A 14438-nucleotide genomic window follows, 5' to 3' on the forward strand; every position below is an offset into this window, starting at 1 on the left:
AATCCCGACCTCTAATCACTCTCTTCAATCCCAGCTCCTAAAACCGGTCCACTTCCTCCTTAGAAGGAATCGAAGGCGCTGCCCCTGGCCGTGACACTGCAATGGCCGCTGCCTTGGCCGCCCATTCCAGCGCATCCGCCGCATCCATGCCCTGAACCAGTCCTCCGATGAAGAACCCGGTAAAGGTATCCCCTGCTGCAGTTGTATCTGCCACCTTGACCTTGTAAATCCCCTGCTTCAAGAGCCGGTCCCCATCCCTGTAAAGGGATCCGTCGCCGCCCAATGTCAGTACGATTTTGGCGGATGGGAACTTGGCAGACAGCTTCTTAAGGAGTTCCTCGCCCTCTCCCTGCTCGCCGCAGATATCCCCTGCCTCAATCTCATTTAACAGGAAATAGTCCACATACTCAAGCGGGTATCCTGCAATCTTGTCATCCATGGGCGATGGGTTCAGCACAATCTTCATCTGCCTTTCGTGGGCCTTCTCCATGATATAGCCGATTTCGCTTATCTCATTCTGAAGCACCAGATAGTCCCCTGCCTCAAAATGGCTGATGACCTCATCCACCATTGTCTTTGTTATCATCTGATTGGCGCCGCCGTATAAAAGGATACAGTTGCCCCCGTCCTTTGCCTTCTGGATGATGGCATGTCCTGTCTTTCCTTCCAGTACCGCAATCAGCTCCGTGTTAACCCCTGCGCTTTTAAGCTGTCCTACCAGGAAATCCCCGTCCCCTGTCCCGATTGCCCCTGCGTGCCATACCGCTGCCCCGCTCTTACTCAGGGCAATGGACTGGTTCAGTCCCTTTCCGCCGGAAAACACATTCATGGTTTCTGACGATAAGGTCTCCCCGCCTCTTACAAAATGATCCACACTGTAGGTGTAATCAATATTCAATGACCCAAAATTTAAAATCTTCATGTCTGTCCTTCTCCTTTACTTAAAATATGCCAAACCATTCCATCTGATTATACGATATTTCATGGGTTTGCAAAAGTGTTTCTTAACCTTTTCTGCATAAAATTTACAGTTTGCCCCTGTTAATCAGCATTCACGGGCACCATTTTTGCCACATCCTGGGGAATCCTGGTCAGATCCCTCTCCACAATTTCATAAATCACTGCATCCGGCGGATTTTCCTCCAGCATGGTGTAATCAAATGCCTGCCAATGGTAAAAATCCATATTGGCAAAATACCTGGGCAGCTTGTCCATCAGGGCCGTGCCAAAGGAATCGCGGATTACGGCAATGCGCCTGCCGTCCGGCGCCCCCGGCGTGGACATGTGGAGGATGTTCTTATCCCCCAGCACATCCTCCACATGGACGGCCAGATTGTCGCCAAAGCCTGTGATGACCGCATTCTCATCACTGCAGTATTGTTCCGGCAGATGGAACAGGTTCACCAGATCACCTGGCGCAGCCGCCTCATAGGTCACGGTTACATCCTCTATGGGCACTGCATTTCCCCCCAATGCCTCTATGATCATCTGGGAACCCACATATCCCCCTGCAAAGTTCCAGTGGGTATCCGTCTTATAGTACCATGTATAATCCCGGTTGGCGTTAAAATACTCCCTGGGGTCCAGCACCGTGATACCGGAATGTTTCCCAAGATATTCCTCCAGCTGGGACGGACGGTTCCCGTCCCAGACCCGCTCATAGCAGTCCGGCATATATTCCCTGTAAACGCCTTCCTTGTTGGGCGGGATCATCATCAGGAAGGGAATCCCCCTGCCCTCATAATAGCTGGCGGCCCGGATGATCTCATTGCCGATCATGGCCACGTCATCCTGATAAAAAGGCTCTGTGCCAAGGGCGTCAAACAGGCTCATCCCGCCTGCAAAAAAGTACCAGCCCTCTTTCCCCCGTATGACGTCCTGGGAATCCGCATAACCGAACAGCTTCAGGTTAAGCACGGAGTTAATGCTCAGGAAACGGTTCCTGAACGCGGCATGGTCATTGATATAGCTGTCCACTTCCGAAGGATATGCCTCAAAGTCTTTTGCCTCAAAGACCGGGAATTCAGCCAGGCTCCGGTTCTCCGCACTGCCGCTGTCCCCATTTCCTTTTACCAGCGGGAACAGAAGGTTCGGGAGAAGCAGGATAGCCCAGAAGCCCCCAATCATTATTTTCTTTATCATAAATGTACTCCCTTATATGTATCGGAATCATGTATCAGAACCTGAAGTAGATGAACGCCTGGTAGGTGCTGCTGACCATCAGGACGGTGCAGAGCAGGAGGAGTGCCGCCATGACAGCCACATCCAAAGCCCCCGTCCGTTCCTCGTCATACAGACGCTTTGTAAGCCCCGGAAACAGTTTCTGCACAGGCCCGCAAAAGCAGACCGCCAGGACCAGCAGGAAAATAATCCTGTTATCCATGAAAATCCTCAGGTTCCACAGCCCAGCCCTGGGCGACAGCATGGCCGTCACCAGCACCTTGGCCTGATGCAGGCTCCCAACCCGGAACAGCAGCCAGCCGAACATGACCACAAGCAGGGTATACACATGATTCAGCGCCTTGCAGGGATTCTTTTCCAGAACCTTGCCAAGCCACAGCCGCTCCGCCACAATGAAGATTCCATAATAAATCCCCCAGCAGATGAAGTTCATGCTGGCCCCATGCCACAGCCCGGTTGCCAAGAACACCACGGACAGATTGATGCAGGTCCTTGTAAGCCCCTTGCGGTTGCCGCCCAGGGGAATGTAGAGATACTGCTTAAACCAGGTGGACAGCGATATATGCCACCTGCGCCAGAACTCGCTGATGGAGGCGGACAGATACGGATAGTTGAAATTCTCCTGGTAGGTAAACCCAAACATCCGCCCCAGCCCGATTGCCATATCCGAATAACCGGAAAAGTCATAATAAATCTGGAGGCTGTAGAGCAGGATCGTAAACCAGACAACTGCCGTTCCCAGCTGTTCCAGGGGAAGGCCCCATATCCGGTCCACCACCTGACCGAACATATTTGCAAACACCATTTTCTTGGCAAGGCCGTAAACAAACCTGCGGATGCCATATGCGTGCATGGAAATGCTTTCCCTGCGCTCCCCTATCTGCGGCTCCAGTTCGTTGTATTTCACAATGGGGCCTGAAAGGATCTGCGGGAACAGGGATATGTACAGGGCCAGCCGGAATATATTTTTCTGGATTGGCTTTACGCCCCGGTATATATCAGCAATATAGGAAACAGCCTGGAAGGTATAAAAGGAAATGCCGATTGGCAGCGCAATGTTCCTGGGTATGAAGCCCTCCTTTCCCATTACGGTATAGGCAAGCTCCAGGAAGAAGTTAAAGTATTTGAAATATCCCAGAAGGCACAGGTTGGCCCCGATGCACAGGGCCAGCGCTGCCCGCTTAAGGCCCGTCCTGTCCCCAAGCCTTCCGATTGCAAGGCCGAAGAGGTAGTTGAACAGGATGGATAAGATGACCAGCGCTACATACCTTGGCTCGCCCCAGCTGTAAAACAGAAGGCTGGCAATGAGCAGGACTGCATTTTTAAGCTTCCTGCCCGGCGCCAGGTAATAGACAAGGGCCAATGCAGGAAGGAAAAACCATACAAATGTAAGTGAACTAAAAAGCATATGGTTCTGCTACCTTTCTTATGTATCGTATTCTATCATGGGGAAACGGCCCCCAATCGCAGATAACGCCATCAGGAAACCTGGCGCCATCTCCTACGCCAAAGGCATCGAATCCTGCCGCGGTATCTTCCTGCGTATCTTGCGGAAGGTAATCATATGGGCAACGGCCGTGATGGCCCAGGACACCGGATAGGACAGATAGAGCACGTCCAGGGAACGGTATGCCGCAAACACGGTAAATACCCAGAGCACACGGAATCCGCAGGCCCCTGTCAGGGACACGAACATGGGAATGATGGAATATCCAAGGCCGCGCAGGCTGCCCACCATACAGTCCATGATGCCGCAGAGGAAATAAGTGCCGCAGATGATTTCCAGCCTCAGCATGCCGTAGTGGAGCACCTGGGCATCCGAGGAATAGATTCCCAGCAGCAAATCGCCTGCCAGCACGGCTGTTATCCCCAGCGTGATGCCCACAATGGTCACCACAGCCAGGCAGATATACATGATCCTGTTAATACGGCTGTATTTCCTGCCGCCGAGATTCTGGCTGGTAAAGCTGAGATTGGTCTGGTACACCGCGTTCATGGCTGTATACACAAACCCTTCGATATTGGCGGAAGCGGTGTTGCCAGCCATGGCAATGGAGCCAAAGGAGTTGACCGAGGACTGGATCAGCACATTGGAAATGGAGAAGATGGCGCCCTGCATGCCGGCCGGAAGCCCAATCTTCACAATCCGTTTCAGCTTCTTTGGATAAATCCGCAGTTCCCTGAGGTTCAGCTTCAGGGCGCCCGGGGCTTCCATCAGGCTTTTCAGAACCAGAAGGGCTGACACATGCTCGGATATGACGGTTGCCCAGCCAACCCCGTCCACGCCCATTCCAAGACCTATGACAAAGAACAGGTTCAGCGCCACATTGACCACGCCTGCCATGAACAGGAAATACAGGGGCCGTCTGGTATCCCCGATTGCCCTCAGGATGGCCGCGCCGAAGTTATAGACCATCAGCACCGGCATGCCCAGGAAATAAATCCTCATATAAAGCACGGCCTGGTCCAGCACGTCATCCGGCGTCCCCATCAGGTGGAGCAGGGGCCTGGCTGCAACCCCTCCCAGGATTACCAGGAAAAGCCCGCTTAGCAGGCTTGTCAGCACGGCCGTGTGGACAGTCTCGCTCATGTCCTTTTCCCTCTGGCCGCCATAATACTTGGCCACCAGGACATTGACGCCCACGGAAAGGCCCACAAACACATTGATAAGCAGATTGATAAGGGAGGAGGTGGAGCCCACCGCCGCAAGGGCGCTGCTGCCGGCAAACCGGCCCACCACAATGATATCCGCCGCATTGAACAGAAGCTGCAGGATGCCTGACATCATCAAAGGAACGGAAAATAAAAGGATCTTGCTCAGAAGCGGGCCATTGCACATATCAATCTCATATGACTTTTTCATCTCACATACTATCTCCGTATATTCTGTTTTTTATCTTAACCAGGGCGCCCTGCCGCCGTGGCCTTCTGCCGGTTAAGGAACCGGGGCGTGTCTGCGTGAAGAATCCATGGAACGCCAGGCATGCGTACGTTTTTCAGTTTAGCACAAGGGCTGTTTTTTTACAATGAATTGAGAATTTTTCTTGACATTTTCTTCCTGGTCACTTAAAATGTAGCAAGTGATAAGGGAGTAGTTGGCATGCGGCGCATGTAATAAAGTCAACATACTGATAGTTTCTATCTGGCTTTATTTCAAATAATGAGACTTATCTACGGCATGGAAACCATAATTCCGGCAGTCTGTGAAGACAGGACTCCCGGAGGATACCGTACATGGCCGTAGGTGGGTCTTTTTTTATACACCGTTCCATATATTAAACAAGTACGGGAGGATTCACTATGTCGTTAACTGAGCTGTTTATCATTGCCGTGGGGCTGTCCATGGATGCATTCGCAGTCTCTGTCTGTAAGGGACTGGCCATGCCGAGGATGAACTGGAAAGGCGCATTTATCGTGGGCCTGTATTTCGGGGGGTTCCAGGCCGCCATGCCATTGTTCGGGTACTTCCTTGGATCCAGGTTCAGCATGGCCATCAAGGCATATGACCATTGGATTGCGTTTATCCTTCTGGCCCTCATAGGTGCCGGCATGATAAAGGAATCCCTTGAAAAAGACGCAGAATGTGCCGACGCCTCCCTGGGTGTCCGGGAAATGGTCCTGCTCTCCGTGGCAACCAGCATCGACGCCCTGGCCGTGGGCGTCACCTTTGCATTCCTGGACGTGGACATTGTCCCCGCCGTGTCCTTTATCGGCGCGGTCACATTTACCCTGTCCATGGTTGGCGTAAAGGTTGGAAATGTCTTCGGCTGCAGGTATAAGTCAAAAGCGGAACTGACCGGCGGCATCATCCTCATCCTCATGGGAATCAAGATACTGCTGGAGCATCTGGGATTATAGTGGAGCGGACTGTCCACGAAGCGGGCCAGGGCCGTGTCCGTGAATCAAAAGTGCAGGTTATTCCTGTGCTTAGATTCACGGACACGGCCCTGTTTTTCCCTCCGGCCCCTGCTGTCTACGCGTTCTTCACCGTGGCGATATCAATCAGCGTCAGCTCCTTGGCCCGGTTCTCCAGGCTGGTCACAAGGGCTGCCGCCGTATCCAGGGAAGTCAGCACGTTCACGCCTGTCTCGATTGCATTGCGGCGGATGATGAAGCCGTCGCGGCTGCGCTCTGCCCCCTGGGCCGGGATGTCGATGATCAGGTCAATCTGATGGCCCAGCACCAGGTCCAGGATATTGGGTGATTCCTGCTCCAGCTTGCGGATTTCGTATGCCTTTACGCCGTTTTTGTTCAAGGTCCTTGCGGTTCCCCGTGTGGCAAATATCTGATAGCCCACTGCCGCGAACCTGCGGGCAATGTCCACTGCCTCCTCCTGGTCGCTGTGGCGCACGCTCATGATCATTTTCTTATACTTTGGCAGACGGATCCCGGCTCCCTCAAAGGCCTTGTACAGCGCTTCGTTGAAGGTCTTTGCAATGCCCAGGCACTCGCCTGTGGACTTCATCTCCGGCCCAAGGCTGATGTCCGCGCCCCTGATCTTCTCAAAGGAGAACACGGGCATCTTGATGGCAATGTAATCCGCTGCCGGCTGCAGTCCGGGCCTGTAGCCCAGCTCCCTTATGGTGTGTCCGCAGATGATCTGGGTTGCCAGCGGCACGATGGGTATGCCTGTCACCTTGCTGATGTAGGGCACGGTACGTGAGGAACGGGGATTCACCTCGATGATATACACATCGTCCCCGTCCACAATGAACTGGATGTTAATCATTCCCTTTACATGAAGGGCCCTTGCCAGCTTCTCGGTGTAGTCCACGATGGTGTCAATGTTGTGCTGGGTGATATCCATGGCCGGATACACGGATATGCTGTCGCCGGAATGGATCCCGGTACGCTCAATGTGCTGCATGATGCCAGGAATCAGGATATCCGTGCCGTCGCAGATGGCGTCCACCTCGATTTCCTTGCCCATGATATATTTGTCCACAAGGATTGGGTGTTCCTGGGCAATCATGTTGATGATGCCGATGAACTCGTCAATGTCCTCGTCGCTGATGGCAATCTGCATGCCCTGTCCGCCCAGCACGTAGGAGGGCCTTACCAGTACGGGGTAGCCCAGCTCATGGGCAGCTTTTTTGGCCTCTTCTGCCGTGAATACGGTGTGCCCCGCGGGTCTTGGGATGTTACACTGCTCCAGGATTTCGTCAAAACGTTCCCTGTCCTCTGCCGCGTCCACATCCTCTGCCGCAGTGCCAAGGATGGGAACCCCCATCTTCATCAGGGCCTCTGTCAGCTTGATGGCTGTCTGCCCGCCGAACTGCACCACTGCCCCGTCCGGCTTCTCGATGTCCACGATGCTCTCCACATCCTCCGGGGTCAGGGGCTCGAAGTACAGCTTGTCCGCGATATCAAAATCCGTGCTCACCGTCTCCGGATTGTTATTTACAATGATGGTCTCATAGCCTTCCCGGCTGAATGCCCAGGTGCTGTGCACGGAGCAGAAGTCAAATTCAATCCCCTGTCCGATACGGATGGGGCCTGAACCAAGGACCAGGACCTTTTTGCGCCCTTCTGTCTTCTCTGCCTCGTTCATGCTTCCGAAACAGGAGTAATAATAAGGCGTCTCAGCCGCAAACTCAGCCGCGCAGGTGTCCACCATCTTGAATGCCGCCCGGATATCATTGTCATAGCGCTGCTTCTTGATTTCTTCCTGGGCAATCCCGGTAAGCCTTGCAATCACGTTGTCCGGGAATTCAATCCTCTTGGCCTCTGCAAGAAGCTCCGTGGTCAGACGGGCCTTGCCTTCCCCAACCGCCTTAAGGGCCTGTTCCATTTCCACCAGGATGGAAAGCTTGTCAATGAACCACAGGTCAAGCCGTGTGATTTCGTGGATTTCTTCATAGGAAATGCCTCTGCGCAGGGCCTCGGCAATCCTCCAAATCCTCATGTCGTCCACTTTTTCCAGCTGTTCCCTCAGCTCACTGTCCGTAAGCCCGGTAAAATCATAGGACAGCAGGCAGTCCACATGCTGCTCCAGGGAGCGGATTGCCTTCATCAGGCCTCCTTCAAAGTTGGTGCAGATACTCATGACCTCGCCCGTTGCCTTCATCTGGGTTCCCAGGGTACGCTTGGCGCTGATGAATTTATCAAATGGAAGCCTTGGCATCTTGACCACGCAGTAGTCCAGCATTGGCTCAAAGCTTGCGTATGTCTTCTTTGTGACCGCGTTCTTAATCTCATCCAGGGTATAGCCCAGGGCAATCTTGGCTGCCACCTTGGCAATGGGGTATCCGGTTGCCTTGCTGGCCAGGGCCGAGGAACGGCTTACACGGGGGTTTACCTCGATGACGCAGTATTCAAAGCTGTCCGGGTTCAGGGCATACTGCACGTTACAGCCCCCGGTAATGCCCAGTTCGCTTATGATGTTTAAGGCTGAGGTGCGCAGCATCTGGTATTCCTTGTCGCCCAGGGTCTGGGATGGCGCCACCACGATACTGTCGCCCGTATGGACGCCCACCGGGTCGATGTTTTCCATATTACATACCGTGATGACATTGCCTGCGCCGTCACGCATGACCTCGTACTCGATTTCCTTCCAGCCCGCGATGCAGCGCTCCACCAGGACCTGTCCCACACGGGAAAGCCTGAGTCCGTTTTCCAGGATCTCGGCGCACTGTTCCGGGTTCGCTGCAATACCGCCGCCGGAGCCGCCCAGGGTATAGGCAGGACGGAGTACCACTGGATAGCCGATCTGGGCCGCAATCTCCAGTCCGTGCTTCACATCCTCCACAATGTCGGAAGGAGCCACAGGCTCGCCGATTTTCTCCATGGTCTCCTTAAACATCTCGCGGTCTTCCGCCTTCTTGATGGTCAGGGCCGTGGTGCCGATCAGGCGTACATTGTGTTCCTTAAAAAAGCCTGCGTCCTCCAGCTCCATGGCCAGGTTAAGGCCTGCCTGTCCGCCCAGGGTGGGCAGCACGCTGTCCGGCTTTTCCTTTAATATAAGCTGTTCCACCACTTCCACGGTCAGGGGTTCAATGTAAACCCGGTCCGCAATATCCTTATCCGTCATGATGGTGGCCGGGTTGGAGTTTAAAAGCACCACCTCCACGCCCTCTTCCTTCAGGGAACGGCAGGCCTGTGTGCCCGCATAGTCAAATTCAGCGGCCTGTCCGATGATGATCGGGCCGGAGCCAAGTACAAGGACTTTCTTAATATCAGGATTCTTTGGCATCAGTCATTCACCTCCATCATTTTCAGGAAACGGTCAAACAGGTAACCGGAATCCAGTGGTCCGGGGCAGGCCTCGGGGTGGTACTGCACCGTGAAAATATTCTTGCCCACATATTTAAGCCCCTCATTGGTGCCGTCATTTACATTCACGAAGGCGGGAACCGCGATATCCGGGGTCACTGTCTCCATATCAACCACATAGCCGTGGTTCTGGGATGAGATATATACCCTTCCTGTTTCTAAATCCTTTACCGGATGGTTGCCTCCCCTGTGTCCGTATTTTAACTTATAAGTATCCATGCCGTTGGCCAGGGCCATGAGCTGGTGTCCCAGGCAGATGGCAAAAATCGGCACGTCCGATGCATAAAGTTTCTTTATTTCTTCTATGACAGCCGTATTCTCCTTGGGGTCCCCGGGGCCGTTGCTGAGCATGATGCCGTCAGGGCAGGCTGCCAGCACTTCCTCTGCCGGGGTGTCTGCGGGATATACGGTAACCTCACAGCCAAGGCTGTTCAGGGAACGCGCAATGTTCTTCTTTGCGCCGTAATCCATAAGGGCCACCTTCTTGCCCGCGCCCGGGAAGCTGCCAGCCGGAAGGCCGTCTTTGCCGGAAAGCCTGCTGTTGTCTGAAGGACCGCTGTCAGCAAGGCTTTTTCCAGGAAGCACATACTTCTCCTTCGTGGTGGTCTTCATGACCACGCCGGTGACGCCGTACTCTTTCATGCGCTTTATGGGTCCGCTTAAATCGGTATATTCACTGGTGGTGATCATACCGTTCATGGTGCCTTTTTCTCTTAAGATTTTGGTAAGGGCTCTTGTATCGATACCGCAGATGCCGGGAATGTCGTGGCGTTTTAAGAAGTTCTGGATGGTATCCTCGCTACGGAAGTTGCTGGGGATTCTTGATAATTCTCTAACAATATAGCCGTCCGGCCAGGGTTTTGCTGATTCCATGTCTTCATGGCAGATTCCGTAATTGCCAATAAGGGGATATGTCATGACAACTGCCTGTCCCGCGTAAGACGGATCGGTCAGCACTTCCAGATAACCGGTCATTGATGTGTTAAACACGATTTCACTGATAACTTCACGTTCTGAACCAATACTTGTCCCGGTGAATACAGTTCCATCTTCCAGTATGAGGTATGCTTTCATATGGGGGTACCTGTCCTTTCTTATGTGTTTGCTCATGGGCCAAGTTATCTCAGCCCAAATTGTAAAGATTATACTGTATTTCGATTTATTATTCAATAGCTTTAAGGGCTAAATTTTTTTGTTTCAATCTAATAGTTTTTTAGAACAGGCCGGGCCGCAAGCAGGGCCTAAAAAACAGCATCAGACCGCCCGGCATAAGCGGCCTGATGCCCATCTGTCTGTTATCCCTGCTACACCAGCTCCGCAATCCTGGTAATCCCCACATAGATATGGGATATCCGATACCATGTGGCAAAATCCACCACGCCGGTCTGGGGAAGCCCGAAAATGGACTGGAATTCCCGCACCGCATCCGCTGTCCTTGGGCCGTAAATCCCGTCAGGGGTCACCCTTGGGATGGCAGTATAAACAGTTGCAATCATATCCAGCTGTTCCTGCATCTGGCGGACCTTGTCGCCTGTGCTGCCAAGGGTCAGGTCATTGCCGGGCCAGGATGCCGGGATACCGGATATCTGCTCTGCCGTGTTGACATAGATGCTGTCCCCATAAAAATACCGCAGGATTTCAATTGGACTGTAACCCTGTTCCCCCAGGGAGCATGACCCCCACTGTGTCATCCAGTTTGGACACTGTACCTGGCGCCCGTCACAGTACTGGGTCAGGATGGGCTGGCGCACGCCTGGCCTGGACAGGTAATTGTCAAATATCTCATCTACAATCAGGGAAATGCTCTCAAATATGTTCCTGCCGTATATCCATTTATGGTCAAAGGCAGTGGAGGATGTGATGGTAAAATCATACCCCTGGTTCCTGTACCACTCCGTATAGACACGGTTCAGGGTAAATGACATGATGGCCAGCACGTTGGCCGTGATGGTGGCCCTGGGCCAGGTGGAGTAGATTTCACTGGAAGCCACATTTTTAATGTAATCCCTGTAGGGCACATAGTAATCCTTTGCCGTCCGGTCCGTGGGCGCCCCGTCATGGACCACCACGGTCTGGGGGACCACCACGCGGCTTAAGACGATTTCCCCGCTCTCGTTCACAGGCTTTATCTCTGCCTCTGCAATCTTGGGCGGATAATTCCCATAAAGGGTGTGGTCCGGAATCACAATCGGGTCCTCGGGAGGCGTCCCCTCCCCTGCCGGCGTCATGCTGACCGGCTGGATGGCAGTGGACTCAGCCAGTATCTCGGTTCCCGATACCTCCACCGGGTCAAATCCCTCCGCCTCCACGGTCAGGTTGTATTCCGAATATGGCTGGATGATGCCTGGTTCCAGGCTCAGCTCCACCGGAGGCGCGGGAAGGGAGACCGTCTCTGTCTGGCCTGAACTGTTGGTCTGAAGCTGCTCCAGGGCGCTTGTTGGCTCTCCCTTGTAACTGATTGTAACCCTGGCATTCTGGATGGGGAAATTGTTCTGGATGTTGATTACATTAATCTGCAGCATTCCACTGGATGTCCGTTCTGGATTGGTTGCCATGTAATACCTCATAATCTCTTATCATTACCTAAATATAAGCAGGGCCTTCTTATTATATGCATGTCCCGGTTGGAAAAAGGTATTTTACATTTTTCAGGAAATGCTTGACATCCGTGCCCTGCCTGTCTATAATAACATTCAATTGAATCAATATCTTCAGGGCAGGGTGCGATTCCCTACCGGTGGTACAGCCCACGAGCCGCAAGGCATGATTCGGTGTGATTCCGAAGCCGACAGTATAGTCTGGATGGAAGAAGATGGACATGGATGTTTTATGATGGATGGATTATGATGGATTATTTATCCCGGTCAGTAGTATGTCCGGGATGGATTTGAAGACTGGTCCCATCCGTATGAAGAATGTTAATGGCTGCCCTGGTATGACGACATACCGGGGCATTTTTTATCATAACATGTAAAGCAGACCGTATTATGTTGATTTCACCCGATTGGCGGATGCATCTGATAGTGGATTCATCTGATGATGGATGCATCTGATGGCGGATTCATCCGATGGTGGATGCAGGCCAATCGATGTACGGATATCGGCATATCTCAAAGATTCCCCTTCCCCCCGCCCTGGACCTGGTGTTCAAGGCGTTTTTTATTCCATTCTTTTACATTTTCCCATCATAAAAAGGAGGTGTCCAAATGTCGGAAACATCCGATAACATCTACATGGGCCGCGCCCTTGCCCTTGCTGCAAAAGGGGAGGGCCGCGTTAACCCCAATCCCCTGGTGGGCGCTGTCATTGTCAGGGACGGCGCCGTCATCGGCCAGGGATATCACGGTTTTTACGGCGGTCCCCACGCTGAACGGGCCGCCCTTGACTCCCTGACCGCGCCAGCCAATGGGGCCGTGCTCTACGTCACATTAGAGCCATGCTGCCATTATGGCAAAACCCCGCCCTGCACGGATGCCATCATAAAAAGCGGCATCCGCCGGGTGGTCATCGGCGCCAGGGACCCTAACCCGCTGGTTGCGGGAAAAGGGATTGCGGCCCTTAAGAGTCACGGGATTGAAGTAATCCAGGGCGTTTTAGAGGAGGAATGCATCCGCCAGAATGAGGTCTTCTTCCACTTCATCCGCACCAGGCAGCCCTATGTGGTCATGAAATACGCCATGACCATGGATGGCAGGACAGCCACATCCGGCCGCCTGTCCAGATGGATTACCGGGGACCAGGCCCGGGAGCACGTCCATAAGACCAGGAACCGTTTAAGCGCCGTCATGACAGGGCTTGGGACCATCCTTGCAGATGACCCGCAGTTAACCTGCCGGATCCCGGGCGGAAGGAATCCGGTGCGCATCATCTGCGATACCCGCCTCATGACACCGCTTACATCCAACGTAGTCAGGACCGCTCCCCATGTCAGGACCATCCTGGCAACCTGCTGCCAGGACCCTGCCGCCATGGCTCCCTTTAAGGATGCGGGCTGCGAAATCCTGATCCTGCCCGAAAGGGACGGTCACACGGACCTTAGGTTCCTGATGGAACGCCTGGGCGGGATGGATATTGACAGCGTCCTGCTGGAAGGAGGCAGCGCCCTCAACTGGTCCGCGCTGGACCAGGGCATTGTCCATAAGCTTCAGGCCTACATTGCCCCAAAGATTTTCGGCGGAGAAAAGGGACTTTGCCCGGTAGGAGGGAAAGGGGTGGAACTGCCCGGAATGGCTTTCTCCCTGGAACCCCCAAAAATCACGGTCCTTGGCAGGGATATCCTTTTAGAAAGCGGGGTGGTTCCTTGTTCACAGGCATCATAGAGGAAACAGGAATCCTGGTGTCCTCCATCCGCGGCCCCCGCTCCTGTGTGTTGGATATCAGGGCGCGCGCCGTCTTAGACGGCACCTTGCCCGGTGACAGCATTGCGGTTAACGGCGTATGCCTCACTGCCTCCGCTGTCTCATCAACCGGATTCACGGCTGATGTCATGCCGGAAACCATGGCGCGTACCGGTCTTGGGTCCATGAACCCCGGCGCACTTGTGAATCTGGAGCGGGCATTGGCTGCAGACGGGCGGTTCGGCGGACATATTGTCTCCGGCCACATTGACGGCACCGGAACCATTTCCATGATAAAACGGGAAGGCAATGCCATCTGGTACACCGTCCGCACCTGCCCTTCCATCCTGGACCTTATCATAGAAAAAGGCTCCATTGCCATGGATGGGATTAGCCTCACCGTTGCCAGGGTGACGGACCGGGATTTTTGCGTATCTGTCATCCCGCACACTGCCGGCCATACGAACCTGGTCCGTAAGACAGTGGGAAGCACGGTGAATCTGGAAAATGACTGTGTGGGGAAATATGTAGGGAAATACCTAGCAAAGCTGCTTACAGTCCCGCGCCACGACAGCCATCCCGGGTCCGCCGTGACGGAGGAATTTTTATTAAGGAACGGTTTTTAATCTTACCCATCCATATGAATCC

Annotated in this window: 10 protein-coding genes and 1 riboswitch; of the genes, 3 read left to right on the forward strand and 7 right to left on the reverse strand. The window is 53.5% G+C overall.

Going from position 1 to position 14438, the window contains the following annotated elements; genetic code table 11:
• Positions 1 to 37 precede the first annotated feature (37 nt).
• The 4 genes from MCJ35_RS16340 to MCJ35_RS16355 form a co-directional block, all read right to left on the reverse strand.
• On the reverse strand, positions 38 to 922 hold the full coding sequence (locus MCJ35_RS16340) for a ribokinase (RefSeq protein ID WP_008718267.1): 885 nt from the start codon (positions 920 to 922) through the stop codon (positions 38 to 40).
• A 119-nt stretch (positions 923 to 1041) separates the two neighbouring features.
• The gene (locus MCJ35_RS16345) at positions 1042 to 2142 is read right to left on the reverse strand and encodes an alginate O-acetyltransferase AlgX-related protein (RefSeq protein ID WP_025486385.1); all 1101 of its coding nucleotides are present in this window, start codon (positions 2140 to 2142) and stop codon (positions 1042 to 1044) included.
• A 34-nt stretch (positions 2143 to 2176) separates the two neighbouring features.
• On the reverse strand, positions 2177 to 3589 hold the full coding sequence (locus MCJ35_RS16350) for an MBOAT family O-acyltransferase (RefSeq protein ID WP_025486384.1): 1413 nt from the start codon (positions 3587 to 3589) through the stop codon (positions 2177 to 2179).
• A 93-nt stretch (positions 3590 to 3682) separates the two neighbouring features.
• A complete protein-coding gene (locus MCJ35_RS16355) occupies positions 3683 to 5044 on the reverse strand; it encodes an MATE family efflux transporter (RefSeq protein ID WP_008718272.1) in 1362 nt (453 codons plus the stop codon).
• A 437-nt stretch (positions 5045 to 5481) separates the two neighbouring features.
• Between MCJ35_RS16355 and MCJ35_RS16360 the strand changes: the two genes are divergently transcribed.
• Entirely contained in the window at positions 5482 to 6039 is a 558-nt protein-coding gene (locus MCJ35_RS16360; RefSeq protein ID WP_008718274.1) for a manganese efflux pump MntP, read from the forward strand.
• A gap of 115 nt (positions 6040 to 6154) precedes the next feature.
• Here MCJ35_RS16360 and carB read toward each other — a convergent pair whose 3' ends face one another.
• The 3 genes from carB to MCJ35_RS16375 all read right to left on the reverse strand — a co-directional run bounded on the left by carB (position 6155) and on the right by MCJ35_RS16375 (position 12008).
• Positions 6155 to 9373, reverse strand: coding sequence for a carbamoyl-phosphate synthase large subunit (gene carB / locus MCJ35_RS16365; protein ID WP_240299573.1), 3219 nt, complete (start codon positions 9371 to 9373; stop codon positions 6155 to 6157).
• Positions 9373 to 10527, reverse strand: a complete 1155-nt coding sequence (locus MCJ35_RS16370) for a carbamoyl phosphate synthase small subunit (protein ID WP_008718277.1) — start codon at positions 10525 to 10527, stop codon at positions 9373 to 9375. The genes carB and MCJ35_RS16370 overlap by 1 nt, the downstream gene beginning before the upstream one ends.
• 230 nt (positions 10528 to 10757) lie before the next feature.
• Positions 10758 to 12008 carry a peptidoglycan-binding protein gene (locus tag MCJ35_RS16375; RefSeq protein WP_025486383.1) on the reverse strand — a complete coding sequence of 417 codons (1251 nt, stop codon included), beginning with the start codon at positions 12006 to 12008 and terminating at the stop codon, positions 10758 to 10760.
• Between the two features lie 148 nt (positions 12009 to 12156).
• Positions 12157 to 12271, forward strand: a riboswitch (FMN riboswitch).
• Positions 12272 to 12659: 388 nt separating this feature from the next.
• On the opposite strand from MCJ35_RS16375, the gene ribD reads away from it, so the two are divergent.
• Together ribD and ribE are read left to right on the forward strand one after the other, a co-directional pair.
• Positions 12660 to 13772, forward strand: coding sequence for a bifunctional diaminohydroxyphosphoribosylaminopyrimidine deaminase/5-amino-6-(5-phosphoribosylamino)uracil reductase RibD (gene ribD, locus MCJ35_RS16380; protein WP_025486382.1), 1113 nt, complete (start codon positions 12660 to 12662; stop codon positions 13770 to 13772).
• Complete coding sequence (ribE, locus tag MCJ35_RS16385) at positions 13754 to 14416, forward strand: riboflavin synthase (RefSeq protein WP_025486381.1); 663 nt, start codon at positions 13754 to 13756, stop codon at positions 14414 to 14416. The genes ribD and ribE overlap by 19 nt, the downstream gene beginning before the upstream one ends.
• The last annotated feature ends 22 nt before the right edge of the window (positions 14417 to 14438 follow it).

Source organism: Enterocloster sp. OA13 (assembly GCF_022440595.1).
GTDB lineage: Bacteria > Bacillota > Clostridia > Lachnospirales > Lachnospiraceae > Enterocloster > Enterocloster hominis.

Bases quoted from the DNA above. Each gene is read 5' to 3' on its own strand.
- MCJ35_RS16360 (WP_008718274.1), top strand. From the start codon at position 5,482: ATGTCGTTAACTGAGCTGTTTATCATTGCCGTGGGGCTGTCCATGGAT.
- MCJ35_RS16375 (WP_025486383.1), bottom strand. From the start codon at position 12,008: ATGGCAACCAATCCAGAACGGACATCCAGTGGAATGCTGCAGATTAAT.
- MCJ35_RS16340 (WP_008718267.1), bottom strand. From the start codon at position 922: ATGAAGATTTTAAATTTTGGGTCATTGAATATTGATTACACCTACAGT.
- carB (WP_240299573.1), bottom strand. From the start codon at position 9,373: ATGCCAAAGAATCCTGATATTAAGAAAGTCCTTGTACTTGGCTCCGGC.
- MCJ35_RS16345 (WP_025486385.1), bottom strand. From the start codon at position 2,142: ATGATAAAGAAAATAATGATTGGGGGCTTCTGGGCTATCCTGCTTCTC.
- ribD (WP_025486382.1), top strand. From the start codon at position 12,660: ATGTCGGAAACATCCGATAACATCTACATGGGCCGCGCCCTTGCCCTT.
- MCJ35_RS16350 (WP_025486384.1), bottom strand. From the start codon at position 3,589: ATGCTTTTTAGTTCACTTACATTTGTATGGTTTTTCCTTCCTGCATTG.
- MCJ35_RS16355 (WP_008718272.1), bottom strand. From the start codon at position 5,044: ATGAAAAAGTCATATGAGATTGATATGTGCAATGGCCCGCTTCTGAGC.
- MCJ35_RS16370 (WP_008718277.1), bottom strand. From the start codon at position 10,527: ATGAAAGCATACCTCATACTGGAAGATGGAACTGTATTCACCGGGACA.